Consider the following 26,342-nt stretch of genomic DNA (forward strand, 5'->3'; position numbering starts at 1 on the left):
AGATATCTTTTGAAAAGATATCTGTCTGTTGTAAGCACATAGCAAATACATAAATAAAAAGGGTATTACTTTATTATGCAATACCCTTTTCAATAATAAAATCCCTTTATTTCTCTTCCGGATAATCACAATACTCAATAATCGTTCCTTCTGTATCCGCTGGGTTCAGGTAAATTAATCGTCTGCCATGTTTATTTATTCGAAGTGTATGCTCTAATGTTCGAATACCTTGTTTTTTTAATTCTTCTAAAGCTACATCTAAATCATCGACACGATATGCAACGTGATGTACACCTTTACCTTTTTGTTTTATAAATCGGGCAATTGGTGATGTTGTATTATTCGTCGGTGCAAGTAGTTCAATTCTATCTCCATCCACTTCTATAATAGCGACTTCACTTTCCACACCTGGTGCTTCACTTACGTAATGATCTATTAATTTCCCTGAGAGAACTTGTTCATAAAAACGTATCGTACTATCTATATCACGAACTGCGATTCCAATATGATCAATTTGTTTTTTCATTTTCTTTCCCCTAATACTTTATTTTTGCTCATTATTAATAGTAACAAAAAAAGTTATAGAAACAAGCGTTTTGTTTCAAGATAGTTATATATCATAAGGTATATAACCCCCCATTTTTCAGTTTCAATTTACAGATAGTTACAACAAGGTTATCCCTTAACTGCCTCCATAATTAATCAAGGCATTTATTAAAACAACATAGTTGTACACTATACATATATTAAAAATTATACTTCTCTCTTAGTCCAATAAATTCTTTCTGCATTTCAGGGTTTTTAAACTCGAAACATTTAACGGATCCATAACTTCGTATGTTATTTTTAATAATTTTTTCTCCTTTATTAATCAATATAGGGATAATATATTTAATTTTTCGCAACTGATAACCTTCTCTATCTTCAGTATGCATCTGTAAATACTGTACAGTTTTAGGTGTTTTCTTTTCATATCCTGTAACCCCCTTAATACCTAACTCTTTTGCTACACGATTTTTAGTAACATGTATTGGAGGCTCAATCTGGTATAATTTATCTAAAATGCCTCTTGATTTATGTAAATATTCTTGATCTTTTTCCGGCCAATTCACTTCTCTATAAGTTTTAGAATTGTTACTACGTCTATATTTAACATTTGGCTTATTTTTCATTATCCATTTTTTGTCATTATTATACAACCAGGCGATTAAATTCGTATCAATTCTTTTTAGATGAGGGATTAAAAAATCAGGATGTTTTTCTTTTAAATCTAAATATTTCCTTCGATTTTGATGTTTTAATTCTTCTTGTCTATCCTCCAGACACAATTTATTTCTTAAATGATAGTATACTTTAGCATCGTATGTACCTAATATTCTCGCTATCTTAGCTATTGATAGTTTTTCAACATATCTTAGTTCAAATAGCTTATCCCTCCAAACCTTTCCATATTTTTCGATTTTCCAATACATTTTTTCATCGGAAATATGATCCGGCACCAATTTAGAATAACTAAATCCACAATTACATTCGAAAATTCCTTTTATTTTATCTTTAAATTTTTTTATTTCGACTGTTTCTATAATACGAGTATTATAATGTTCTGCTGCTTTATTCAAACAAATATATGGTCCTTCGCCAAAAAGATTAATTTTCCCCTCATTATTTTCAGCTAGATTTTTCACGGATTTATCCCAAAAAATAGTAAGTAATATATGTCGGATAGGATGAAACGAAGTATAATGAGTTCTAATTAATTTGATAAGCCAACAGTTCGCACTATCTGTGATTGTTGAATTCATAAGAATTAATAATTCTTCTCCATAAAACTCTAAAAAATCTTTAAGTAACTTTTTTCTATCAAGTAAATCATTTTTATTTATGTATCCTTTTTGGGTTAAGATTGTCCGATATATTTGATTCACATCTTCGAAATTATAATTATTATTAGCTAGAAGAATGCTTTCTTTAGTTATATATTTAAGATACATTTTAGTCCTATCAGAATAAGATACTTCCTTTCTTACTATTGGACAGTTTTCAATAGTAGGTGGCTCTAAATATTGAGTATTGCTATATTTATATACCACAGTACTATCTAACAAGTATGTTTCATGTCTCTCACAACTAAATACACTAGGTATCTGATGTTGTAACCTCCAGTACGTTTCTCCAAACTTTTCATAATCGTCAGCTACACAACACGGACAATACTTAAAGTACTGATTTTGTATTGTTGTATATACTCTTGTTCCAATAAGACTTATTACATTAACATTCCCACCATTGCACATAACATCCCATACTTTTTCTTTTATCTCTTTTCCAAAAAAATTTGTATAGTAGAAATACAAAGTATTTCTTTTTATTAAAGAATCTACAGGTGGCTATGCAAATATGTTTAATCGTTTCATTATGTTATTTAAAGAAGTAGGTAAATCAGTACTAATTGTCCATGATTTACCTGGAATCAAATCTTTTCTTCTTATACTCAACTTTCTACTTGGACTGCCTATATGGTTATAATAACGTGCAAAAACACTATAAATAAGCTCATCTTCATATAAACTTGGAAAATACGGTAACAAATAAACGCCTCCCTATGACTATTGGAGTGAACCCTGAGAATGAGACGATAAAAAACACCTCTCTAAATCGTAAGTATCAGTTATGATTTTAATGGAGGTGTTTTTCGTATGGGGAAAAAGGCGCATTATCCCGCCGAAATAAAGTGGAAAGTAGTTGAAATGAAACACCAAGGATTCAAAAATAAAGAAATTATGGATGCCTTAGGAATTAGACATGTGGCTCAAATTAAAACTTGGATGAAATGGTATCGTGAAGGCGAAACCTATCGGTTTGAACAATCTATTGGAAGACAATCTGCACATGGAAAAGGCTTAAAAAGGTTAACAGAACTTGAACAAAAAGAATTAGAAATACGATATTTAAAGGCAAAGATTATATTGCTGGAAAAGTGCCAAGAAATCTTAAGGAGGTGGGAGGAAAAGAAGAAATAATGAAAATGATAAAGGAACGGCAATCAATTTTTACAATTGCAGAACTGTGTTCCATATTTAATATTTCACGTGCTACTTATTATCGTTGGAAAAAACAGGAGAAAACAGTAACTAATCATGAAGAAAAAACCGTAATAGAAATATGTCAAGATCATAAATATCGGTATGGATATCGTCGGGTTACAGCTTGTCTACGTGATCAATTTAACATCGTAATGAATCATAAAAAAGTATTACGTATCATGAGAAAATACAACGTATTATCTCGGGTTAGAAAAAAGAAAAAGATATTTGTGCTCGGTCATGAACCAGTGGTAGCTAAAAATAGAATACAACGGAGATTTAAAGCTACCAAGCCTAATGAAAAATGGTTCACTGATATCACGTATTTGATGTTCGGCAATAAGACTCTTTATTTTTCATCTATTATAGATGGGTTTAACAATGAAATTGTAAGTTATAAAATAGCTGAGACACAAGATGTTTCTCTTGTATTAGATACTCTAAAAGAGGCTTTAAGAAAGCGAAATGTGATTGATACGATTTTACATTCGGATCAAGGAAAGGTGTATACATCAAAACAATTTCAAACATATGCCAAAGAAAAAGGCATTATCACAAGCATGTCTCGTACAGGAAACTGCCATGATAATGCCCTCATAGAATCCTTTCATTCTCATTTGAAATCCGAAGGATTCTATGCGCAAAATATAAAACAATCGAATAATGCTAGTATAATACAAACTGTGGATGAATACATCCACTACTATAATAATGAACGGATTCAGAGAAAATTAGATAATATGTCACCTATAGCTTATAGGAAACATGTTATCTAGGTGTTTTTTCTTTGTCTCACCAAATGGGGTCAGACCACCTATAATTCTATAGAAAGAATAACGTATTTTTTTCATTTTGAGGATATTTCTTTTTATTAGTTTGATAGCGATGGGGTTCGTCCCCACAAAGCAAGCCGCATTCTAGCCAAAACGCAATCTTTAGATCGAAAAATAAGAATAAAACCAATGAATAAATATTTAATTTATATTATTTTAATCTCATTTTCGTAATCTTCAAGTTCCTTATCTGTCATTACATATGGAGAGGGATCCTCTTTTATAAACCGTACCGCATTTAGTCCGATCATCTGAGCAGCGGCGGACGGCTGACCATCTGGAATAATAGGCGAAATGGACAAATCGGCAACCTTAAGATTTTTGGTACCAAACACATTGAGGAATCCATCGACAACCCCTTCTTGAATCGTTTGTCCCATCCGACACTGACCGCCTAAAGAGAAGTTCGTGTAAGAGGCTTTGACATAATTCTCAAGCTGCTGTTGTTTGTTAGGATCATTGTCAGGTAGCTGGAATATACTTTCGGGTGGATATACAACTTTCCCGATTCCGTTATTTGGGTATTTCAGTGGATCTCTAGCCTCTACAATAATATTATAAATTCTCTTATATTGATCGACCATATACGTTAGGTCATTGGGATCTTCCAACGGATTGAAGTTAAGAGATGGATAAGCCTCTGGATCGCTATGTTCCACTAGCACTGTACCCCTGCTTTTTGTATTCACGTCTACAATACCAAAACTCATGATACTTGGAGTAGTTTGGAAAGTTAAATCTAAGCTCCAACCATTGCTGATCACATCTGGAGCAGGGATAAAAAATGGGATAGGAGCCCCTATCAGTTGGAGACGACGACTTTCTAGTAGATTCATTGGATTCTCTGCTTGGAAAGCACCTAAGATAAGTGGAAAGTTGGGATCAGCAAAAAATATCGGAAGAATTTGAGAGGTATCTATTTCAACTCCTAATCCAACATAACCATGAGTTTGAAGATTGTGACCCACATTTGGACTCTCTATAAATGTTGATATACCTGCTTTAGCCAAATCATCCGATTTACCGATTCCTGAACGTTGTAGAATGACTGAGGAAAAAAATCCTGCAGAGACGATAATGCCTTTTCTTGCAAACCTTCTATGTGAAACACCATCCTTGACAAATTCAACACCAACCGCAATGTTCAGTCCATTTTTTTTCTTAAATAAAATTTTGTTAACGGTTGTTTTAGCTAAAATAACTAACTTTCTTCCACCAACTCCAAATTCATCTGGATGGAACTGGTTTCCTTGACTGACAATATGATCATTTAAATAACCTGTTGCCGTTGAGGATCGGACAAATTGACCGGGGCTAATTTCTTTTTGAATAATTTGCGATTTATAAAATGTACAATCCCTTATGCCAGTATTATAGTCCACAGCAATCGGCGTTCCCAATACAGTGTTTGTTGCTTGAACTAACGTATTGATCAATCCATTAGGGGGAATACTCTGTTGCCTAATAAAGATTGGCCCTTGTGATCCTCGTTCATCAGGGTCTTGTGTCGATCCTGTATAGGTTTCATTTTTTACAAATAAGGAGCTAATCTTGTCGTAACTCCATTGATTACCAACAAGACTTGCCCACTGGTCATACAACTCTTTACTCCCACGTACGGCGTACATGTCACTAATTTCTGAGCTTCCCCCTATGGTGCGACCATTTGTTGCAATAAGTGTACGTGCAATAGTCGATTCTAATTCAGAAGTAACATTAAAGCTAAACCTGTTACCTCGAGTTGTATTAATGGCCGCAAGAACGCTAGGGTTACTTAGCTCATTCGTCATATTTGTTCCTGCTTCTAGCACTAGTACAGAAGTACTTTTGTCATCTGTTAATTCTTTGGCGATTACCCCTCCAGCAGTTCCGGCACCAATCACGATATAATCAAATTTAGTAGGGTCTATTGGTTTTATAGGCTCTGGAACTGCACAAGGAAATGCACAAGGAAATAATGAATAAGGAAATTCGCAAGGATTAAAACAATTTCTATTTTTTGATGGCATAAATAATCAAGCTCCTTTTTTGCATTTAGTATATTAAATGTAAGAAAGAATCTGTCTCTTGTACCAGTGTCTTTATTTATTAAAAAAATGTATGTTCTATACATGTAAAGTTAATATAACGCATTATTATCAATAGACAATAACGGATAGAATTTTCGTTTTGGGGAATTTTGATTCTTTAGCTTAATGGGCATGGGGGGCTACCCCTTCAAAAGTTTCCATTAAAAAATAGTAAAAGCCGGAAAGTATTTTTATACTCTCCGGCCTTAATATAAAAAAATTAAGAAGTTGAAGCCTTATTTGCTAAGCATAATTTTCTCAAGTTCATCTAACATTTTGTTAGCTGCAATTACACCACCAGCAGTATTCCAAACTGCATCACTAACTTCATGTGCATTTCCATTTTTAACAGCATTTAGATTTTTCCAAAGAGGATCGCTTGTCATTTCTTTTGCTTTATCTAAAGCTTTTTGATCATTTTCTGGAGCATATGTAAAGTAAAAAAGAACATCTCCATCCATTTTAGGAATCATTTCTTTTCCTACATCTATAGCAAGGTTGCCAAATTTACTGTTAGCAGTAAACAGCTCTTTTTGCTGTTTCACACGTTTAAAACCTAATTGATCAAAAATAACTCCAGAAAAAGAATCTGTGTAATAAATACGAGAAGTTCCAGCCATGAAACGGACAACAGAAACTTCTTGATTTACTTTATCACCTAATTTTTGTTTTACACCTTCTAGGTGTGCATCAAATTTGCTTAATACTTTGTTGCCTTCTTCTTCACGATTTAAAGCTTTTGCATATAATTTAAAGTTTTCCTTCCAATCGCCTCCTAGTGTATCTGAAAATACTGTTGGAGCAATTGCGCTTAATTTATCGTACACCTTTTCTTGGCGTACCTTATTACCAATAATTAAATCAGGTTTTAATGATGCAATTTTCTCTAAGTTGACTTCATGTTCAACCCCTACAACTTTAACATCTTTCATATCGCTTTTAATATGATCGTACCATGGATCCCCTAGCCAAGATTTCACAGCACCAACAGGCTTTACTCCCATTGATAAAATCGCTTCTGTTCCTTCGTTAGTTAAAACAACAACGCGTTTAGGAGTTTTTGTGATCTTTGTTTCACCCATAGCATGTTTAACGGTATAACCTTGTCCTTTGTTTGATTTTGACTCTGTTTTTTCTTTTGACACTTCATTGCTACCACAAGCAGCTATGAACACTAAGAAAAGAGCTGACAATAAACTAAGTATCGTCTTTAAATATGTACGCATAGTAAGTCCTCCGATAAGTTCGATAATGATTTTCATTATTAATAATGATGTATAAATTAATAAACTGTCAATGCTATTTTGTCAGATATTTTAAAAATGCATTGAAATATCTGATAAAACATAAGAAATCAGCTAGATAGGAATACGGAAATGGTTCAAAGAATAACCTTCCACATCTGAAAGTTTTTCAAATTTGGCGGGTGCTTTATTTTATACTTTGGTCTGTATTTTCCTATCAGAGTCCCGCCCGATAGCCATCAAGCTAAAATTTTATAGTACCCCCAGAACCAAATTTTGTGCTACTTGTAACAAAAAAGCATATTTTTTCGTTTTGGGGAGCAACCAAATTCTTAACTTGATGGGGATGTGGCGAGACCCCATTTCTGTCAAGCTAATAATTTGAAATATCCCTAAAACGAAAATTTTATTTATAGCTGACCTTGGGAATTCAATTCACTTTTTTCGCTTTTGAGGACGATGCATTCCTTAACTTGGTAGACATGGGGACCAACCATCTTGATTTAAGTGCATATGTGTGTCAGAGAAAGTGGACTATAGGTTAAGGATCACAGCCTTGCATCAGTGGATGATGGAACTAACTTGTAATTCCATAATACAAGCTCCTCTTTCATTACAATATGATACTATACTACCTTAACTTAATGATATATATCATTACTTGTACCATTATATATAAAAGTACATAAATATTTCTAGATGCTTTCCCCTACTCTTTTTGTAATATATGTTTTTATATTATTATATTAAGATATTAGATATATCATATAATTTCTCGTTTTTTTCCTTTAAATACAAAAAATTCCCCCATTTCCGTAAAAAATAGGGGATTAAAAAATAAAGTATCGCCATAATACTTATATATACTGTAATCTTTCCAATCCAGAAATTGGAGACCTATTTGGCATAGAAGGCCGAACTTCTACAAAAGCAGGCATTATGCTGGATGGTAATTCTGAGATTGCAACAGCCAATTGACCTATATCTTGTGGGCGCATTTTCCATTCATCATTTTCCATCGACCTGTTGGCAATTGCTCCTAAGGATAGGTGACTAACACGTATTCCTTCGTATCTTAAATCTTGTATTGCTGCCTCTGCCATTGCGTGCAAAGCAGATTTTGTACTTGAATATGCAACACCTTGCTCAAAATAGTATTCACCCGCATGGCTTCCAATGAATATGATTAGCCCTTTACTCTGCTTTAGCATAGGGGCAGTAAACTGAATCAACCATAATGGGGCTGAAAGATTTGTACTTATACTGTCTTGCCAATCTTGTTCTGTTATCTTTGAAATGTTATTAAATCTTCTTATACCTGCATTATTTATTAATATATCTATTTTCCCATATCGTCTAATTATCTCGGCAACAGACTTTTCAATATCTATCTTTTGTGAAAGATCACATTTAATTTCTTCTAACCATTCTTCTTTACACAAAGTCCTATTCAATCCAATAACCTTGTGCCCTTTCTCCGCAAATGATTTTGCAATTCCGTATCCCAAACCGCGATTTGCACCAGTTATTACTATTATTTTCACTTCAAAACACCACCTATTTTCTCAAAATGTTATTTTTATAACTTAGATGGCACATTAATGTTATAAAAATAATTATTAAAGTTTGCCAAAAAGTCATTAATTTGTTTTTCTTTTTCATATAATGATTTTTTTCTTTTAACTATTTTTGCTGAAATCTCTTCAATTTTTTCATAGATTATTAATCCATTTTCAGCAAGTGTCTTACCTGACTGCACTATTTCCACAATACAATCCGCCATATTCAACACTGGAGCAATTTCCACCGAACCATTTAAATGTATCACTTCTATATCATGGTATTGCTGATCAAAATATTTCTTTGTAATTACAGGATATTTACTTGCTACAGATTTTACATCTCTTATATTTATACCAGGTTTTGCACATACACACAGTTCACATTGCCCAATTTTAAGATCAAGTATATCTACAAAACCTTCACCCTTTTCTAATAGTAAATCACTTCCTACAACGCCTAAATCAGCAATCCCTTTCTCTAAAAAAAGTAAAATATCTACTGATTTTACCAATACAAAGCGCAAATTTTGTTCACTTAACTCAAAACACAGTTCACGCGAACTCTCTAAATCTACGGGGATATTAATCCCACTTGCTCTTAGAATCTGCAAGGTTTCTGATAATAAGCGTCCCTTTGAAAGAGCAATTGTAATAAACTCTTCATTAACTGACAAAGTGATTCCTCTCTTCATAGAAAATATAAAATCAAATGTTAATAATTTTTCATTTTCTTCTTTGTTTACTTTTTAATCAGTACATCTTCTATACGTAAAACTTCAAATGGAATTAACACTCCTACACTTTTAATTCTCCCTGTTAAGTGCCCAATAACAATGTCCGAGGTACATCCCAATAACATGTAGGCATCTGCCTTATTCATATGATTTGCTTGAGCTATTATCTTTGTAGAAGTATCTACGCCCATCTTAACAGCTTCTTCAAATGTCTCCCCAAAGCCAATTATTACAAGTCCTTGTTCTACCTGTAAAATGGGAGTAGGAATATTATTTTCAAATACATTTACATTTATGTGTAAAGTGCCTGATGCCTCTAAAGCAATCCCTGAGGGTTCTCCATTTCCTTGTAGAGCATGTAAGTCACCAGCGTATAATAAACCACCTTCGACAGCTACTGGTAAATAAATTGTTGTTCCTTCAACCAACCAGCGGATATCTAAATTCCCTCCGTATTTACATGTTGCACCATTTCTTGTTCTAAAGGGATCAGCTAGTCCTATCCCTCCCAAGCTAGGTCTAACCTGTAAATCAATTCCCTCAAAATCTATCCTATTATTTTTAATCTCTATTTTCTTATAATTTCGTTCTGTGAATTGCCCCTTCAACACTCCTGAAGAACGCGAAATACATGTATATGCATGCTTTGCTAAATGAATATTTTTAATTTTTATAGCTACTGTCATTCCTGGCAATGCTCCATTGATATAAACTGGCCCTGTAAACGGATGATGTTTGCCTTTATTAATTACATTATTTAGTTCCTCTTCATTATCCGTCTCTTGTGAAAATGCATTCATTATCTCCATTGAGATTTCTTGACCTGGATTTACATATAAAACCGGTTCTCTCTCTGGAGATAACTCAAAACTAGCTGTATCAGTTGAGTATTCAATAAAATTCACATCTACATTATTCATCTTATTATTTCATACTCTCTACTGGCATTATACGTTTCAATATTTCTTCATAAGCATGTACCAAGTCTCCTTTGTTGTAACGAAATACATCTTTATCTAGAGATTGGTTTGTTTCTATATCCCAAAGACGCATACCATCTGGAGAAATTTCATCTCCTATTACCAACTCACCTGCTGCATTTCTTCCCATTTCGAACTTAAAATCAACTAATTTTACTCCTCTTTCCAAAAGAAAACCCTTTAAAATAGCATTTAATTCAAAAGCTATCTCTCTTATAACTTCTATTTCTCTTTTAGTAGCAATACCCATTGCAACAATGTAATCGGAATTCATCATCGGATCGTTTGAATATTTGAGGTCTAATTTTAAAATAGGCTGATTAAAAACTTGTCCATATTGGATAGGATAATTCCTTACAATTGAACCAGCTGCAATATTTCGAGGAATTATCTCCAATTTAATCATATCTAATTTGTTAACTTTCATTCTCCCCATTCCTATATTGGATATATAATGATTAGGTACCCCTTTTTTATGGAGTAACTCAAATATGTGAGAAGAAAATTCACATCTTAGTATTCCAGTTCCTATAATTCGAGCATTTTTATTTTGTGTATAAGAAGATACACTATCCAAAAAATGCATGATAATTGAATCATTTTCCTCACCATGATACATCGATTTTGATTTACCACATGTATATAACAAACCGTTTTTCGTCATTAGATTCTATCCTTTCCCTTTATAAGTTATAGTCTTTATATAGAAAAAATCCCACGTAAAGTGTGTGCTACACCATCATTTTCATTTGTTGGTGCAATACAATTCGCTCTTAATTGCACATCTTTTCCAGAGTTCCCCATAGCAACCCCCATACCAACTAGTTCTAACATTCCAATATCGTTTTCTGCATCACCAAAGGCCACTATGTTTGAAAGTGGGACACTGTAGTGATTCGCTATCCACTTTACAGCCGCTGCTTTCCCTGCATTTTTACACAAAATTTCTAACCAAACTTTACGGGAGTCAGAAAATGTATAAATTAAGTGTTCTTTGAATTGTTTTTCCAAAATTCTGATAATAAATTCGGTATTTCCCCTAACGATCAACTTAGATAAATGGTCATCTAAAAAAGTAGATGGATATCCTATTGCATGTGGTGGACAACCTGCATCAATCCAGCACTGTACATCTTTATCAATTACATCCACCCAAAATTCGTTATTTTTTTCAGCTAAAAAATTTTCAATGCTTTTTTCTTCTCTTAATACTTCAAATAATTTTTTCACTATGGAAATATCAATCATATTAGACGTAAGTATTTTACTTTTTCTATTATCAAAAATTAATGCCCCATTATAACAAATGCTAGGAGTATCAAGTGCTAATTCTTTTAAATAAGTTTCTATATCTCTTGGTGCTCTTGCCGTTGCGAGAATAACAGGTATTTTCATTTGATTTAAAGATTGTATAGTCTTTATTGTCCTATTACTAATCTCTTTATTATTGTTTAGCAAAGTACCATCTAAATCACATATGACAACTTCAAACATAGAATTCATTTTAAGTAGCTCCTAAAAAAGAATTAAAACTTCTTTATTTATCTAATTATCGTTAATACTTAATTTGATATTTACAAAACAAGAAAGTATCCACCACTAAATATTTTTTATCTAATGGTGGATACTCTAAGTTTGTACAAAATCTACAATTTATGTTTATGCTGCTTTGTTTAATCCCTGTTTCTGATTTAGCACTGAAAATCCGTATTTTACAAATGTTTCTTTTACTTGGTCCGTTTGAAGATAGTTATAATATTCTGTAGTTTCAACTGGAGACGGTGTCGCTTTAAGAACACCCATTGGATAAATAATAGGATCATGTAAACTAGAATCTGCTGTATCTACTATTTTTACTTGAGGTGAAATGAGTGCATCTGTCTTATATACAAGCCCAGCATCAACTTGCTTCGTTTCGATCAACGACAATACATGTCTTACGTCAGTTGCTAATACAAATTTAGGTTTTAAAACTTCATACAGGTTCAGCCCTTCAAATACTTGTTTTGCATACATTCCAGCAGGTACTGTTGCAGGATTACCAATAGCTATCTTTTGCACATTATTTGTGTTCAAGTCTGAAAAACTATGCACAATATTATTTTCGATTGGTGTTGCCAATACTAATTCATTCCCTAAAAAATTAATAGCTTGGCTCGGATTGATATACCCCTTTTCAACTAGAGGAGTGAAATTTTTTTCGGCAGCGGAGATAAATAGATCTGCTGATTGACCTTGCTCAATCATTTGTTGGAGTGAGCCTGAACCACCGTAAGTGAAAGTAAACTTTACATTTCCATGAGTTTTCTCATAATTAGCTGTAACTTCCTCTAAAACATCTTTTAAACTTGCAGCAGCAAATACTTTTATCTCAGTTTTATTAACATTTTCTTCCGCCAGAGCAGGAGAGAATCCTGTAAAAATTGCGAGCATAAAAACAGAAACAGCACATAATAAAAATGATTTAATTGTTTTCATAATTTTTCTCCCTTCTTAATAAAAGACAATAAATAAATTACCTAACAAAAAAGTACTCTTGTATCTCCTCCTTTTACCAAAAGCATTACTTGTACAAAATTTAATTCTCGCAAACAGAACATACCACAACATTCTCACTATAGTTTAAATTCTAATTTTTCTATATTTTCAGATTTATTTTTTGAGAAACATTTGTACAATAATATCCACTCAATTTAAACAAATAAAGTATTGTGGATCCTCATTTTTTTTAAAACAATGTAATAAATGTTTATGAAATAACAACATCACATGTCGAAATATGCGATTTTATTTCATAAGAGAAATTTTTTGCGAAAAAAAAAACTGAAAATACTCAAACTTAATTATATCTAGTTATCTTTAATTATGTTTAGTTATAATTCGTTATACATTAAAATCTGCGAAGAAATATATTCCAATTAAATCAAAATTATTGTATACTTCTTTTTGTATTTTCAGAATAATAAAAAAGGAGGTGTTACAATTGATTTCATATTAATACGTACTTACATTTACCAACAATAAATTCGAAATACTCAATGTGGAACATAACTTCAAATTAGTATGTTTTTAAAAGAAGTTTATTGGTTGGATAGCCTGTAGAATTTTATACTGGACTAGTTTCACTATAAGAACTACTACCTCCTTTCAGTTAAAAATACAGTCTATAAACATAAACCATTTACTTGTATATTAAATAACTTTCTAATCTATGAAGGAACAAACACAAAAGGCTTCTCTCCAAAATATTACTGTTGAAAATACGCCAGACACTAAGAATTATTTCAAGCATGTGGAAGATCACTAAATATATTATTTTTCCAATTTACAAACCACTAATCCTTGGGAGAAAAATTATTTAAACCGCATTATAAAATACACTTAAGAACTGAATATATTAATTTTAAGTACAAATTGCTACAAACTAATAAAAAAACGTTCTTAATACAGATCAATCACTACTATAACAATACCAATCTTAATAAAGAGGTGGATAAAAATGAAAACATTTGATAAGTACTGTTCCTTTACTTTCTTTTCATACTTTGCAACATTTGCTATTGTAGTTCCGCTAACCGGACTTTTTTTAAATCAATTACACTTTGGTAGCAAAGAGATAGGGATAATCCTTGGCATTTCAATTCTAGCCAGAATACTAGGACCATATGTATTCCTAATGATATCAAAACTAAATAGAAATTTAGCAAGCATATACCTTATACAATGCGTTCTCCTTTTAGTCGTTCTGTTTGTTGGTACTCAAGTTAAAAATAGCTTGGCTATAGTTATAGCACTCTCCTTATTAAATATTTTTTGGATATCTATTTTGCCCAACATAGAAACAATTTCATTATCAAAATTAAATGGTGACATGAAACGATACTCAACCATTAGAATGTGGGGAAGCATCGGATTTATTTTCTTTTCAGTTTGGGCAAGTCATGCCCTTATTAAATTCGGCCCACTATCTTTTTGGTTTATATTAATATTTTTAGGGTTTATGTTGTTAATTTCCTCTATTCTACTAATTCGCCTTGAACCGATTAAGGTTACGAAAAAAAAATCAAAAAGTATTTTTATTGAAAGAAAACTTTTGCTTTTTTATTCTGTATTTTTCTTATTTGAATTAACACATGCACCTTATTATGGATTCTTTTCTATTAAGTTGTTGGAAAATAATTATACTGGTTTTGCAATAGGTTCATTAATTGCTTTTGCAGTTATATGCGAAATTGTTACTTTCGCTTATGGTCATAGGCTTCTAAAATATATGAATGTTTCATCTATTCTCTTATTGTGTTCTATTTTAGGTATTCTAAGATGGACATTAATAGAACTTTTTGTCGGAAGCATCACTTTATTAGTAATTTCACAGTTAATGCATGCTTTTACCTTTGCTTTATATCACATTTGTGCTATGAACATTTTAAGTTTAAATGCAGACCAAGATTTAATTAGCCAAAGACAAACTACCTACACAGTTCTTACCATGGGTATAGGTGCTGCATTAGGAGCTTACCTGTCCGGCTTGTTCTGGGACGTTAAAATTTTTCAATTCTCATCTTTCATATCAGTTGGAGTTAGTTCACTGGTTATTAGTATAATACTTGTTCTGTTAATAATGAAAAAAGAAGCAAACCAAGCCCTAAATACTCCTACCGAGAGTAATATGTAATTATATAGAGAACAATCCTTGTTGTAACAAGCCTAAGAAAACCACATGCAAAACATTAAATGATACATTTTAATCTTTAAAAACAGATTCTCTTATTCAATACCAAAATATTTTTCTGAATTTTCGAAAATGAAATCATCTCAGAATTCCCGTATTTAAAAGAAAATTTATCAATACCTTTCTACAGTGAAAAAGTTTAATATATTAAAAAGGTTCCAATATAACCCTTATATTGAATTTTTTGATACCGAAATCCTATTACTTTATAATTGCCTTTTCATAAGCCACATTAACAAGAATTAATTTTGAAACAAAAAATTTCTATGTACTTCATAAATCTTAAAGGAGGATAATTATGTATAATCATGTGATGCAACTATTAGATCAAGCTAATATTTCTTATCAGCAATACAAGCATGAACCCAATCTGGATTATGATACAGATAGAGAAATACGAAAAAGATTTAATTTAGAAGGTGTTCCAAGTAAAAGTTTATTTCTAAAAGATAAAACCGGACATAATTATGTACTAGTTACGATTGAAGGCGAAAAATTAGATTCAAAATCAATGAAAGAACTAATTGGCAAGAGAGTTTCAATTTGTTCATCTGAAGAGTTGGTTGAAAAGACTTCCTGTGTTCCCGGTTGTGTAGCTCCTTTTGGGTATCAGGATGAGGTTACCCTTATTATAGATAAAAAAATCTATAATTATAATAAATTTCTACTATCTCCAGGCGTACCTGAGTTAACAATTGAGATACACACGGAGGATATCAATAAAATTTTAAATATAGTGAAAAACAACATTTTAATTTATGAAAACAATCAATGATTTTATACTCACAATAAGGAGGGATTACAGTGGTAATCCAATTAACCAAATCTTATTTGTATAATCAAAATAGAATTCTTGATGAAAAGAACAATGATTTCTTAGAAAACTGGAAAATAAACGCTTACAACAGTTTCCACAAAAGTATTATGGATAATTCTAAACCGTTTCCTTGCTATTTTGCAGTAGATTCTGAAAAACATGGTTGGTCCAGATATCTTTTTATCGATTCAGCTTATGATCAAAAAGAGCTACTAAAGCTTAGAGATGGTATTTATGAATATATAAAGACATATCAGCAAATTGCCAAGCGGACCACGCTAGTGATATTCTTCAAACCCTCAAGTAAGCAATTACTAGCAGAAGAATATAAAAAACAATTTTGGAATGTACTACAATTTTTAATTGAAAATGATCCTGAACCATGGAATCCGGAAATCCCAACAGATCCTTACCATGCTAAATGGGAATTTTGTTTTGCTGGAGAGCCTATATTTGTAGTTTGCCGAGCACCTATATATGCTGAAAGACAAAGCAGATATACCGAGAATGGTCTTGAAATTACCCTTCAACCCCGCGGAACGTTAGATGATATTACAGGTGATACCAAACAAGGAAAACAAGTCCGTAAAGTTATTAGGAAACGCTTATTAGCCTACGATAATATTTCAATGCATCCAGATATAGGTGATTATGGTGCTGAAAATTCACATGAGTGGAAACAGTATATTTTGCCTGAAACAAATGAAGAAAGCGTAATGAGATGTCCAATTACAGGTGTAAAAAAGCATGATTAGCATGATCTTTAGTTATATATTGTTAGGTGTTTCCCTTTCTGCTCCTGTGGGTCCAATCAATGTGGCTCAAATAAATAAAGGTATTAAAAATGGATTTTGGAGCGCTTGGTTTGTAGGATTAGGCGCTATGTCAGCTGATGTAATTATGATGTTACTCATTTATTTTGGGGTTTCCACTTTTCTAACAACTCCAATTGCTCAACTTTGCATTTGGATTTTCGGTTTTATTACCATGCTTTACTTAGGATATGAAAGTATTAAGGATGCTCCTAAACAAGTACATCATTCTTTAACTGGCGAAAAAGAACATCCTCTAAAATCTTTTTTAGCAGGATTTGCAATTGCAATCTCAAATCCATTAAATATTGTATTTTGGATAGGAATTTACGGTTCTGTTCTTACTAGTGCAATAAGTACAATTGGAAAAGAACAAGCACTATGGTATAGTACAGCTATTTTTGCAGGTATTATGCTATGGGATTTATTCATGGCTACATCCATACATTTTGGTAGACGCTTTGTAAACGCTACTGTAATGAAATGGATTTCCATTTCAGCAGGTGTTATTTTAATCTGTTTTGGTATTTACTTTGGCTACCAAGCTGTACTAACAATCCAACAGTTAATTTAAGATAAAGTTAGGAAAATATCCCTTTGGATTTGATCATCCAAAGGGATATTTTCCATTTTACAATATTTAATTATTCCACATCTAATAATTTTAAAATATATTAATGGATTTTTAAACATTTAATTATGACTTAGGCTATATAATTCAGAAAGTTTCTCTAACCTATTTATGATCTCTATTTCGTATTCTATGTCCATAGGGATGCTTTCTTTAGAGAATGGCGCTAATTCTGGATGATGCCCAACCATTACTGAATATGCAGCATGTTCGAACATACTTATATCATTCGCATCATTTCCAATAGCTACATATTCCCCTTCTTTAACACCTAATACCTGCAGTGCATTCCATTTGTGAATACCTTTTGGACTAATGTCTATTACATTTTCATTTCTATGTTTATGCACAACAACATCTAATAAACTTAGACTCTTCGATAGTTCTTCCATGTTGCTTGCTGTAAGGATTAAAATCTTAACTATCGAATTTAAAGAGTTCACCTTAACAGATTTAGCAAGTTTAGCTGGATCTAGATTATTAAGTATAGAATGATTATCCGGACCAGTATATGCATAATCCCAATCACCGTCAATTAAATAAGTTGCTTGAAATTCATTTATCAAAGTAAGGATCTTTTTTAGTTGCGATTTCTCGAACTCTTTTGAATAAATTAATTTTCCGTTTTGAGAAATTAAAGATCCATTTCCCCCAATCAATGTATATTCGTGAAAGCGCGGATGTATCACAGGTAGCATATCACGAATAGGTCTTGCAGAAGCAAATATAACTTCGTGACCATTTTTACTAATGTTATCTAAACATGCAAGAATTTTTTCTGAAACTGGTTTTCCCTTAAAACAAATTGTACCATCTAAATCAAAGACAAATTTCAAAATTTGCACTCCCCTTCTTACTTCTCCTAGATTATATAATAACTCAAAAATAAACAAAGTGATTTTACTTTAAGTTACTCACAGTTATTCACTCTACCCAATGCTGATCTATCATCTACCTTCCCCTCTGCTTATCTATAATGTCTTTAAAATAAATCAAACATAAATTTAATAGACTATGTAGATTTTTCAAATTATTAACAAAGAAAACATATCATATCAATTCTATTAATTGCAAAATTATTTTTTTCTTTGTTTTCAGGATAAAAACCTTTTGGTAGCTTTATTTCTTAGTCACAACCCTTGATAGCCTTACAATTTAATAAAAGATTTTCACTTCATTAATCATAAAAATTATCATCTTAATAAATAAAACAAAGAATGTTCTGAATTAATTAAACAAATATATATCCAGTTATGTTTTGTTATATTTAGTTATGTTTCGTTAAAATAAGTATTGTTTTATATCTAAAATTATTGTTTAATATAATTTAGTTATAACTGGAAAATAGGTCCATATCTATAAATATATATTTTTTAAGCATTTTTTCTCTTTTCTCTTCCAGCAACCAGATCACTCACAATAATATGAAATATCAATTACAAGAAAATTAATATTACAAATAAAAGTGAATCTAGGAGTGACGAAATGACTAACAGTACTATAAAAAAAATCATCGAAGATAGATATAAATTTTATACAGCGGCCTTAGCTACAGAAAATATTATTTGGGATAAAGAACTCAATGCGTGGCTTGTTTTCGATTACACCAATATCACCCAACTATTAAAAGATTCTCGATTAAAGGCTAATCGAAAAAAACAATTCATCGAAAAGCTAGATATACCTGTTGAGTATAAAGATAAACTCTCTAATTTTTACTCTAGATGGTTAATGTATATGGATAATCCTAAGCATAAGGAATTGCGTAAACACGTACAAGTACCTATCAATTTAACAAACTCTATTATAGAAGAGTTAGCTAAATCTTCTACACTCAAAGTATTGAATTCTCTGAATAAAGATAATGAATTCATTGACGTTATTAATGAAATAGCTATACCGTTTACAGAAAACACTCTTGCTAATTTATTGGGCCTAGATGTAAACGATTATAAATTAATTCTACAAGAAGCTTTTAAAGCTGTGGATTTCCTTTGGATTCCGGTTCCTAGTTTCGAAGACTCTCAAAAAACTGTTCACTCTATTGATAAAACCTATAGTATTATTTCTGAAATTCGCGACCAACAAAGATACGAAAAAAAAGGTTTATTCGATTTAATACTGAAAAATGTAGATCAAGTAGAAGATAGTTTAGCCCTAATCGCAAATGTAACAGTAGATGGACATGAACCATTTCTTAGTGCTGTAAAAACATTAATGTATCTTTACATACAAACGCAGAATGATAAATTACCTCATAATAATCCTTACAGTTTACTAACATTAGAAAATATAGTTGAAGAATCTTTAAGAATGGAATGCCCTTTTCCCTATTGTGCACGTGTTGCCAATGAAGATATACCTTTAGAAGATAAACTCATTAATAAAGGTGATAGAATTATTTTGTTTATCTCTTCTGGAAATAGAGATCAGAGTAAATATGAAAACCCAAATGAATGCCAAAAGCGAACAAATACCCCTCCAATCTTAAGTTTTGGAGTTGGTTCTCATTACTGTGCCGGTGCAAATCTAACAAGAAAATCACTAAAAGTATTTTTAAATACCATACAACCTTTTATAGAAGATAAGTCACTTATTATTGACGATCTAGAATGGAACGATACTTTTGGATTTAGAACAATTTCAACTTTGAAAGTCACAATAAAAACGAAGTACCCAGTTAATGTATAAAAAATTTGAACAGAGGAGACTTATGTCATGACAGAATGGATTTATACTCACTTTAATATGACACACTACAATACAACCATAAAAAAAGAATTACTAGCTGCTCTAACAAGTTTCTTCACTGTTTCTTATATAGTGATTGTAAATGCCTCCATATTAAGAGACGCAGGGATTAGTACAGAGGCATCTGTAGTAGCCACTACTCTAACATGCTTTTTAGGTTGCCTTATAATAGGTTTTTGGGCAAATTCCCCTCTCGTAATTATCCCTGGAATGGGAGAAAATATATTCTTTTCCTATACAATTGTTCAATCTTTAGGACTAAATTGGCAGGAAGCTTTAGGCGTCGTATTAGTATCAGGCATTATTTTCACACTGATTACATTTACACCTTTTTCTAGACTTTTAATCAACTCTATTCCACACTCCTTAAAAAATGCTATTACTGTAGGGATTGGCCTATTTTTGACCTTTATCGGACTTCAGAAAGGTGGACTTATTACAGATTCTTCTGTAACAATAATTGGATTGGATAACCTATTTAAAGCAAATACATTACTTACAATTTTTACTCTGGCATTAGCTGTAATCCTTTTTATTTATAATATCAGAGGTGGATTTTTAATCGTTATAGGAATTAGTACATTGGTTGCAGCCCTTTGTGGCATAACAAAATTAGATCCTTCCTATAATATGGGGTCTTTATATGAGCATTACCCAGCTGTGTTCAATGCTTTTTCTTTTGCACAAGTGAAAAATGCATCCTTTTGGACAGCTACCTTTTCTTTAACAATGATTCTACTATTTCAAAATCTAGGAACCATACAAAGTTTTGAAAATGACAATAAACGTTTCAATCGAGCTTATCAGGCAACCGGGATGTCCAACATTTTTGCTGGAGTTTTTGGGACTAGCTCCACTGTAGCTGGTTTAGAAAGTGCCGTGGGAATAGCTGCTGGTGCAAAAACCGGTTTATCCTCTATTTTTGTTGGATTACTATTTCTTATCTCATTTTTCTTTATGCCTTTTATAAAAATGATTCCAGATGGAGCCGTTGCACCTATTCTAATTATCATTGGAAGTTTAATGTTAAAAAGCATAAAAGAGATTGACTTTGATGATTTCTCGGAATATTTCCCTGCCTTTCTTACAATTATTATGATTCCACTGACTTACAATATAGCTGACGGTATAGCTTTTGGTTTTATATTTTATCCAGTAATAAAACTCCTAACTGGAAAAAGAAAAGAATTAAACAAAACTATTTGTGTTATCGGTCTATTATTCTTATTAAACTACTTACTATCTTATTAATTAATAATTCTTTATACATAGAAAAAGACTGCTTTATAAAGCAGTCTTTTTCTATGTATAAATCCCATCTAATATCTTATTATTATAAATAAAAACAAGACATTAAATCTAACTAAAAAGATTCATATATAGTGTTTCCTGTCAATGTTAAATCATATCCTCCAATAGACTCTAGTTCTTGTTTAAAGTCTGTTGAATGCAGTACTTCTTTAATTTCATTAATGATTTTAACAGTATGTTCATTTTTTAAGATTATAAGATCATACTGTTCTTTTATTAATGGAACGAATTCAACTTTTGTTATATTGGCTACATTTTCAATCCCTATTCCCACATCCGCTTTATTCATAGCTACACTAGTTGCAATACTAAAGTGGCTACTTTCTTCATAATCATAACCTTTAATCTTTGTTCTATGTATATTATGAATACGTAACTGTTCATCTAATAAAACGCGTATACCCGCTCCAACTTCTCTATTCACTATCTTTACATCTTCTCTACATAAATCTTCCCAAGTTTTGATATTCTTTGGATTACCTTTTTGTACATAAAACCCTACATTTCTTAAAAGTAAATTAAAAATTATATACTGAGAATTTGTTAAAATTCTTTTAGTGTAGGGGATGTTATATTCTTTAGTATCACCATCAAATAGATGTAGACTGACTATACTTCCTTCACCTTTATACAAACGAATCAAACTTGTAAGACTTCCATCATAAGCTCTTAGCATTCTTTCTCCCATACTACTCTCCATATATTTCCCTAGTATGTCCAATGCCATATCTTGCCCACTAATTACAATTACATTCGTTAAATTATGTTTTTTAGATAATTGAGCGGAATTTTTTAGGCTCCCTGTTTTACTTTGCTCTATGTATTTCTGTAGATCTTCTACATCAATTCGAACTTGCCTACCTATTCGATAAGATGGCAGTTCCCCTCTTTTGATAAGTTCATAAACAGTTAATTTAGATATTTTCAACTTCTTTGCAGCTTCTTCTGCTGTATATGACTCGTTCAAAGTTTCATTCCCCCAATCTCTTAAATTTATCATATAACATTTGTCTCTATTTTTCCAAGAAGTATATTTGCTGCAAAGTAAAATACACTTAAATTAATTTTTTATAAACTGAACCATTTCTTTCTTCTATCATGAACTGATTACATACTTAATTTTCATAAAAAATGCTGTTTTATAGTTTTTCTCATTGTTTTTCCCCATAAAAAAATATTTTAAAACTTCTCTTCACACGTAGTTAATTAAAACTTTAACGCCCTATATTTAGGGACTTTATTTAATCTCAACTGAAGTTTTCATTAAGATACCTATAATTTATTTCTCAACATAATACACCTAGAATTTCCATTCAGTAAATGGTAATATATAGACATCTCAATTACGCTATTTCTTGTAGCTAGAGCTTGTTTCAAGGACAGGCTCTTTTTTTATTTTCTATATAAAGATCTAATAAAGAAATCTTAAATTAGTAACTGGTACTCTCCTTCAAATTTCCATTTAATATTTAACCTAATAATTAAAAATCATTCTGTAACCATAGAACTCTAACCTTTACTAATTCTTCAAAATCCCCTTAAATTCCATTTTTGAAATTGCAAAAAAGCATAACGTAAAGTTATGCTTTTTCCCATATAATCTTATATTATTTTAAGTGTACATCTTTCATGTACCATGTATAACTTTGTTGTAGAATGAACAACCTTCTTGTAAAGTATACAACTTTCTTGTCACTTCACACCTTTTCATAAAAACGTATCGTACTTTCTATATCTCGAACTGCGATGCCGATATGATCAATTGTTTTTTTCATTTTATTTCCCCTACTACTTTATTTTCTTTCATTATTAATAGTAACAAAAAAAGTTATAGAAACAAGTAAAATGTACCCTATAGAATAGACACTCGAAAAAAGTCTATTCTATAGGGTATTTCTTGTATAATAAAAGGAAAATTGGGATCGGAGAATGTCCAAAATGACAAAAAAGCTATTTACAGAAAGAGAAATTCAAATTCTATCAAATAACCTATACGTAAAATCTGTAAGTCAGAAAGGTATCACTTATACAGAGGAATTTAAGCATATTTTTATTGAGGAAAATGAAAAAGGAAAGCTACCTCGAAATATTTTTGAAGAATGTGGCTTTGATATAGATATGATTGGAATGAAACGGGTTATGTCATCAGGAAGTAGATGGCGTGCTGCTTATAGAAAAAATGGTGTATTGGGTTTACGGGATACACGTATCGAAAAAGCTGGAAGAACTCTTGAGAGAGAGAGCTTACGTTAGAAGAAAAGTATGCCCGTTTAGAAGCCGAACGAAACTTACTAAAGGCGGAAAATGAATTGTTAAAAAAAATCAAACTTATAGAAGGGAGGATGAGAAGGAAATAACGCTACAACCTAGTCAGAAATTCATCTTGATTCGTTCTGTCATCATGAAATACAACTTAAGGAATATGGTCAGTCATTTGTGTAAAGTAATTATAGTATCCCGTTCGGGATACTATAATTACTTTTCAATTTCATCTCAAGAACAACGGAAACAAAAGAGCGATCGAGATGAAAGCGTGAAAGAAACCATCTTAAAAGCACTTCGATTTAGAAATAAAAAGAAAGGGGCTCGTCAAATAAAGATGACATTAGCGGGTCAGTTTCAAGTTGTCTACAATTTAAAGCGTATCCGTAGAATTATGAAGAAATACGAGATTGTCTGTCCGGTTCGCAAAGCGAATCCTTATAAAAGAATGCTAAAAGCTACAAAAGAACATCGAATAGTACCGAATCGATTAAATCGGGAATTTAAACAAAATACTCCAGGGAAAATACTTCTTACAGATATCACCTATTTAGTTTACGGTAAGAATCAAAGGGCCTATTTATCTACAATTTTAGATGGATCAACCAATGAAATTTTAGCTTACCATGTTTCAGAACAGATGACATTAGAGCTCGTAACAACCACTCTCCATAAACTAAAAAGGAATCAGCGGATTCAATTGACCGAAGGTGCTTATATCCATTCAGATCAAGGAGCCCACTACACAAGTCCTACCTATCAAAAGCTAGTCAAAAAGCTAAATCTCGGACAATCCATGTCAAGAAGAGGAAACTGTTGGGATAACGCCCCGCAAGAATCATTTTTTGGTCATCTGAAAGATGAAGCTCATATAAAACCTTGCGCGTCCTTTGATGAGTTGAAACAAGAGATTAAGAAATATATGACGTACTATAATCACTATAGATATCAATGGAATTTAAAAAAGATGACTCCTGTTGGATACAGAAATCATCTTCTTGATGTTGCCTAACTTTTTTCAAAATGTCCTTTACAAAGGGTACAGATTAAAGTTCTATAACTTTTTTATTTAACCTATTTTCTTATTTGCACTAGCTGCTGGCTGAACTTGATTTTTTACTTTCATAATGCTAATGCCATATCCGATAAATCCACCGATAATTGCTGGGAAGATCCATCCTAATCCTACTTCTTGCATCGGAAGGAATTTAGTGAACACTCGGCTTACTACTTCAATGTTAACTCCAGCTGCACTTAATCCATCGAATAAGCTGATGATAAATGTTACGATTAAGCTCACTTGATAAACTTCAGCTCTTCCTTTAAATAATGAATGGAAGAATGTTAAGAAAATCAATACGATTGCTAGTGGATAAATTGCTGTTAGTACTGGAACAGAAACTGCGATTAATTGTGTTAATCCTACGTTTGCAACAATGGCACTAAATACACATAACGTGATTGCAATTGCTTTGTAAGGAACATTTGGGAATAACTTATGGAAGAATGAAGAACATGCTGATACAAGTCCCACACTAGTTGTTAAACAAGCTACTGTAATCATTAATCCTAATAATACTCCGCCATATGATCCAAAATAGTAGTTAGAAACTTTCGCTAATACTTCTCCACCATTCTCTAAATGTCCAAGCTTTGCAACACTTGAAGCACCCATATAAGAAAGAGCTGTATAGATAATTGCTAAAATAGATGCTGCAATGATTGTTGCTTTTGCACAAACGACCATAATCTGTGTTTTCGTTTTCGCACCTTTTTCTTTAATTGCATTAATGATGATGATTCCAAATACGAATGATGCAAGCGTGTCCATTGTTAAGTATCCTTCTTGGAACCCTTTAAAGAATGCATGTGATGTATAAGCTTCCACTGGTGCTTGCATATCTCCAATCGGATGTATAAAAGCAACGATTACTAAAATACCAATGAAAGTTAACTTAATTGGCGTTAAGATTTTTCCAACAATATCGACAATTTTCGCAGGATTTAGCGAAAAAAAACAAGTGATGCTAAAGAATACAATTGTGAAAAGAATTAAAGGTGTAGAACCTAATCCTTCTGGCATAAACGGTTTAAGACCAATTTCATAAGAAACATTTCCTGTTCTTGGTATTGCAAATAACGGGCCAATCGCTAAGTATAAAACTGTTGTAAACACAATCCCGAACACTGGGTGAGCACGACTTGCTAATGACTGTAAATCATCTTTACCCGAAAAACCAAATGCTAGTACACCTAGTAATGGTAATCCAACACCCGTTACTAAAAATCCAGCATTAGCAATCCATACATTCTCTCCTGCCGATTGCCCTAGCATTGCCGGGAATATTAAATTTCCTGCTCCAAAAAATAGTGCAAATAACATTAATCCAATAACTACTATGAACGAAAACGGTACTTTATTCGCCATAATATAACCCCCATTCAAATTTCCTTATCTCATTTTCCATTTTTAACTAATTGAATTTTCTGAATCTTTAGTTCAACTATCAACTATTCTTGA

General features: G+C 31.9%; 21 protein-coding genes and 3 pseudogenes. 9 read left to right on the forward strand and 15 right to left on the reverse strand.

Translation table 11 applies throughout. The features are described 5' to 3' along the window. Positions 1-106 precede the first annotated feature (106 nt). The 3 genes and pseudogenes from QCI46_RS18350 to QCI46_RS18360 all read right to left on the reverse strand — a co-directional run. Complete coding sequence (locus QCI46_RS18350) at positions 107-526, reverse strand: VOC family protein (RefSeq protein ID WP_168409337.1); 420 nt, start codon at positions 524-526, stop codon at positions 107-109. A 220-nt stretch (positions 527-746) separates the two neighbouring features. Further along, positions 747-2,105, reverse strand: coding sequence for a TnsD family Tn7-like transposition protein (locus QCI46_RS18355; protein WP_353841085.1), 1,359 nt, complete (start codon positions 2,103-2,105; stop codon positions 747-749). Positions 2,106-2,114: 9 nt separating this feature from the next. Next, positions 2,115-2,294 (reverse strand): annotated as a pseudogene (locus QCI46_RS18360) (TniQ family protein); the annotation flags it as partial. 103 nt (positions 2,295-2,397) lie between these two features. On the opposite strand from QCI46_RS18360, the gene QCI46_RS18365 reads away from it, so the two are divergent. Together QCI46_RS18365 and QCI46_RS18370 are read left to right on the forward strand one after the other, a co-directional pair. After that, entirely contained in the window at positions 2,398-2,526 is a 129-nt protein-coding gene (locus tag QCI46_RS18365; protein ID WP_353841086.1) for a hypothetical protein, read from the forward strand. Positions 2,527-2,696: 170 nt separating this feature from the next. Then, positions 2,697-3,859, forward strand: a protein-coding gene (locus QCI46_RS18370) for an IS3 family transposase (RefSeq protein ID WP_098818981.1) whose coding sequence is annotated in 2 segments (ribosomal slippage) — positions 2,697-2,964 and positions 2,964-3,859 — 1,164 coding nt in all. Because the reading frame shifts where the segments join, the coding sequence is not laid out codon by codon here. 203 nt (positions 3,860-4,062) lie between these two features. Here the strand turns inward: QCI46_RS18370 and QCI46_RS18375 are convergent. The 8 genes from QCI46_RS18375 to modA form a co-directional block, all read right to left on the reverse strand. Continuing rightward, positions 4,063-5,925 (reverse strand): GMC family oxidoreductase, encoded by a 1,863-nt coding sequence (locus QCI46_RS18375; RefSeq protein WP_353841087.1) that lies wholly within the window; start codon positions 5,923-5,925, stop codon positions 4,063-4,065. A 296-nt stretch (positions 5,926-6,221) separates the two neighbouring features. Continuing rightward, positions 6,222-7,211 (reverse strand): ABC transporter substrate-binding protein, encoded by a 990-nt coding sequence (locus QCI46_RS18380; RefSeq protein ID WP_088082623.1) that lies wholly within the window; start codon positions 7,209-7,211, stop codon positions 6,222-6,224. An 875-nt stretch (positions 7,212-8,086) separates the two neighbouring features. Continuing rightward, on the reverse strand, positions 8,087-8,773 hold the full coding sequence (locus QCI46_RS18385) for an SDR family NAD(P)-dependent oxidoreductase (protein WP_000692393.1): 687 nt from the start codon (positions 8,771-8,773) through the stop codon (positions 8,087-8,089). A gap of 35 nt (positions 8,774-8,808) precedes the next feature. Then, positions 8,809-9,465 carry an ATP phosphoribosyltransferase gene (hisG, locus tag QCI46_RS18390; protein WP_088082624.1) on the reverse strand — a complete coding sequence of 219 codons (657 nt, stop codon included), beginning with the start codon at positions 9,463-9,465 and terminating at the stop codon, positions 8,809-8,811. A 65-nt stretch (positions 9,466-9,530) separates the two neighbouring features. Beyond that, on the reverse strand, positions 9,531-10,445 hold the full coding sequence (locus QCI46_RS18395) for an acetamidase/formamidase family protein (protein WP_088082625.1): 915 nt from the start codon (positions 10,443-10,445) through the stop codon (positions 9,531-9,533). A 4-nt stretch (positions 10,446-10,449) separates the two neighbouring features. Then, entirely contained in the window at positions 10,450-11,169 is a 720-nt protein-coding gene (locus QCI46_RS18400) for a phosphoribosylaminoimidazolesuccinocarboxamide synthase (RefSeq protein ID WP_000164571.1), read from the reverse strand. Positions 11,170-11,204: 35 nt separating this feature from the next. Further along, on the reverse strand, positions 11,205-12,008 hold the full coding sequence (locus QCI46_RS18405) for a Cof-type HAD-IIB family hydrolase (RefSeq protein ID WP_098393561.1): 804 nt from the start codon (positions 12,006-12,008) through the stop codon (positions 11,205-11,207). Positions 12,009-12,164: 156 nt separating this feature from the next. Continuing rightward, on the reverse strand, positions 12,165-12,983 hold the full coding sequence (modA, locus tag QCI46_RS18410; RefSeq protein WP_017673918.1) for a molybdate ABC transporter substrate-binding protein: 819 nt from the start codon (positions 12,981-12,983) through the stop codon (positions 12,165-12,167). A 1,021-nt stretch (positions 12,984-14,004) separates the two neighbouring features. Here modA and QCI46_RS18415 point away from each other — a divergent pair. The 4 genes from QCI46_RS18415 (at position 14,005) to QCI46_RS18430 (ending at position 17,440) form a co-directional block, all read left to right on the forward strand. After that, positions 14,005-15,180, forward strand: a complete 1,176-nt coding sequence (locus QCI46_RS18415; RefSeq protein WP_088082627.1) for an MFS transporter — start codon at positions 14,005-14,007, stop codon at positions 15,178-15,180. Positions 15,181-15,535: 355 nt separating this feature from the next. Continuing rightward, a complete protein-coding gene (locus QCI46_RS18420) occupies positions 15,536-16,012 on the forward strand; it encodes a YbaK/EbsC family protein (protein ID WP_106101480.1) in 477 nt (158 codons plus the stop codon). A 29-nt stretch (positions 16,013-16,041) separates the two neighbouring features. Further along, positions 16,042-16,809 carry a YqcI/YcgG family protein gene (locus QCI46_RS18425; protein WP_017673922.1) on the forward strand — a complete coding sequence of 256 codons (768 nt, stop codon included), beginning with the start codon at positions 16,042-16,044 and terminating at the stop codon, positions 16,807-16,809. Beyond that, positions 16,802-17,440, forward strand: coding sequence for a LysE family translocator (locus QCI46_RS18430; RefSeq protein ID WP_353841088.1), 639 nt, complete (start codon positions 16,802-16,804; stop codon positions 17,438-17,440). Before QCI46_RS18425 ends, QCI46_RS18430 begins: the two co-directional genes overlap by 8 nt. Before the next feature lie 119 nt (positions 17,441-17,559). Here QCI46_RS18430 and QCI46_RS18435 read toward each other — a convergent pair whose 3' ends face one another. After that, entirely contained in the window at positions 17,560-18,333 is a 774-nt protein-coding gene (locus tag QCI46_RS18435; protein WP_353841089.1) for an HAD-IIB family hydrolase, read from the reverse strand. 649 nt (positions 18,334-18,982) lie between these two features. Between QCI46_RS18435 and QCI46_RS18440 the strand changes: the two genes are divergently transcribed. Together QCI46_RS18440 and QCI46_RS18445 are read left to right on the forward strand one after the other, a co-directional pair. Beyond that, positions 18,983-20,188 (forward strand): cytochrome P450, encoded by a 1,206-nt coding sequence (locus QCI46_RS18440; RefSeq protein WP_353841090.1) that lies wholly within the window; start codon positions 18,983-18,985, stop codon positions 20,186-20,188. A gap of 27 nt (positions 20,189-20,215) precedes the next feature. Continuing rightward, positions 20,216-21,499, forward strand: a complete 1,284-nt coding sequence (locus QCI46_RS18445) for an NCS2 family permease (RefSeq protein WP_328057835.1) — start codon at positions 20,216-20,218, stop codon at positions 21,497-21,499. A 112-nt stretch (positions 21,500-21,611) separates the two neighbouring features. Here the strand turns inward: QCI46_RS18445 and QCI46_RS18450 are convergent, their stop codons facing one another. After that, complete coding sequence (locus QCI46_RS18450; RefSeq protein ID WP_353841091.1) at positions 21,612-22,559, reverse strand: substrate-binding domain-containing protein; 948 nt, start codon at positions 22,557-22,559, stop codon at positions 21,612-21,614. A 700-nt stretch (positions 22,560-23,259) separates the two neighbouring features. Next, positions 23,260-23,334, reverse strand: a pseudogene (locus QCI46_RS18455) (VOC family protein); the annotation flags it as partial. 154 nt (positions 23,335-23,488) lie between these two features. On the opposite strand from QCI46_RS18455, the pseudogene QCI46_RS18460 reads away from it, so the two are divergent. Then, positions 23,489-24,833 (forward strand): annotated as a pseudogene (locus QCI46_RS18460) (IS3 family transposase). Positions 24,834-24,890: 57 nt separating this feature from the next. Here QCI46_RS18460 and brnQ read toward each other — a convergent pair. Beyond that, complete coding sequence (brnQ, locus tag QCI46_RS18465; protein ID WP_353841092.1) at positions 24,891-26,249, reverse strand: branched-chain amino acid transport system II carrier protein; 1,359 nt, start codon at positions 26,247-26,249, stop codon at positions 24,891-24,893. Positions 26,250-26,342 lie beyond the last annotated feature (93 nt).

The organism is Bacillus cereus group sp. RP32 (assembly GCF_040459735.1).
Classification (GTDB): Bacteria; Bacillota; Bacilli; order Bacillales; family Bacillaceae_G; genus Bacillus_A; species Bacillus_A wiedmannii.

Excerpts from the sequence above, each read along its gene's own strand:
- QCI46_RS18430 (WP_353841088.1), top strand. The coding sequence starts at position 16,802 with ATGATTAGCATGATCTTTAGTTATATATTGTTAGGTGTTTCCCTTTCT.
- brnQ (WP_353841092.1), bottom strand. The coding sequence starts at position 26,249 with ATGGCGAATAAAGTACCGTTTTCGTTCATAGTAGTTATTGGATTAATG.
- QCI46_RS18405 (WP_098393561.1), bottom strand. The coding sequence starts at position 12,008 with ATGAATTCTATGTTTGAAGTTGTCATATGTGATTTAGATGGTACTTTG.
- QCI46_RS18440 (WP_353841090.1), top strand. The coding sequence starts at position 18,983 with ATGACTAACAGTACTATAAAAAAAATCATCGAAGATAGATATAAATTT.
- QCI46_RS18365 (WP_353841086.1), top strand. The coding sequence starts at position 2,398 with ATGTTTAATCGTTTCATTATGTTATTTAAAGAAGTAGGTAAATCAGTA.
- QCI46_RS18380 (WP_088082623.1), bottom strand. The coding sequence starts at position 7,211 with ATGCGTACATATTTAAAGACGATACTTAGTTTATTGTCAGCTCTTTTC.
- QCI46_RS18415 (WP_088082627.1), top strand. The coding sequence starts at position 14,005 with ATGAAAACATTTGATAAGTACTGTTCCTTTACTTTCTTTTCATACTTT.
- QCI46_RS18450 (WP_353841091.1), bottom strand. The coding sequence starts at position 22,559 with ATGATAAATTTAAGAGATTGGGGGAATGAAACTTTGAACGAGTCATAT.
- QCI46_RS18445 (WP_328057835.1), top strand. The coding sequence starts at position 20,216 with ATGACAGAATGGATTTATACTCACTTTAATATGACACACTACAATACA.
- modA (WP_017673918.1), bottom strand. The coding sequence starts at position 12,983 with ATGAAAACAATTAAATCATTTTTATTATGTGCTGTTTCTGTTTTTATG.
- QCI46_RS18350 (WP_168409337.1), bottom strand. The coding sequence starts at position 526 with ATGAAAAAACAAATTGATCATATTGGAATCGCAGTTCGTGATATAGAT.
- QCI46_RS18420 (WP_106101480.1), top strand. The coding sequence starts at position 15,536 with ATGTATAATCATGTGATGCAACTATTAGATCAAGCTAATATTTCTTAT.
- QCI46_RS18375 (WP_353841087.1), bottom strand. The coding sequence starts at position 5,925 with ATGCCATCAAAAAATAGAAATTGTTTTAATCCTTGCGAATTTCCTTAT.
- QCI46_RS18395 (WP_088082625.1), bottom strand. The coding sequence starts at position 10,445 with ATGAATAATGTAGATGTGAATTTTATTGAATACTCAACTGATACAGCT.
- QCI46_RS18400 (WP_000164571.1), bottom strand. The coding sequence starts at position 11,169 with ATGACGAAAAACGGTTTGTTATATACATGTGGTAAATCAAAATCGATG.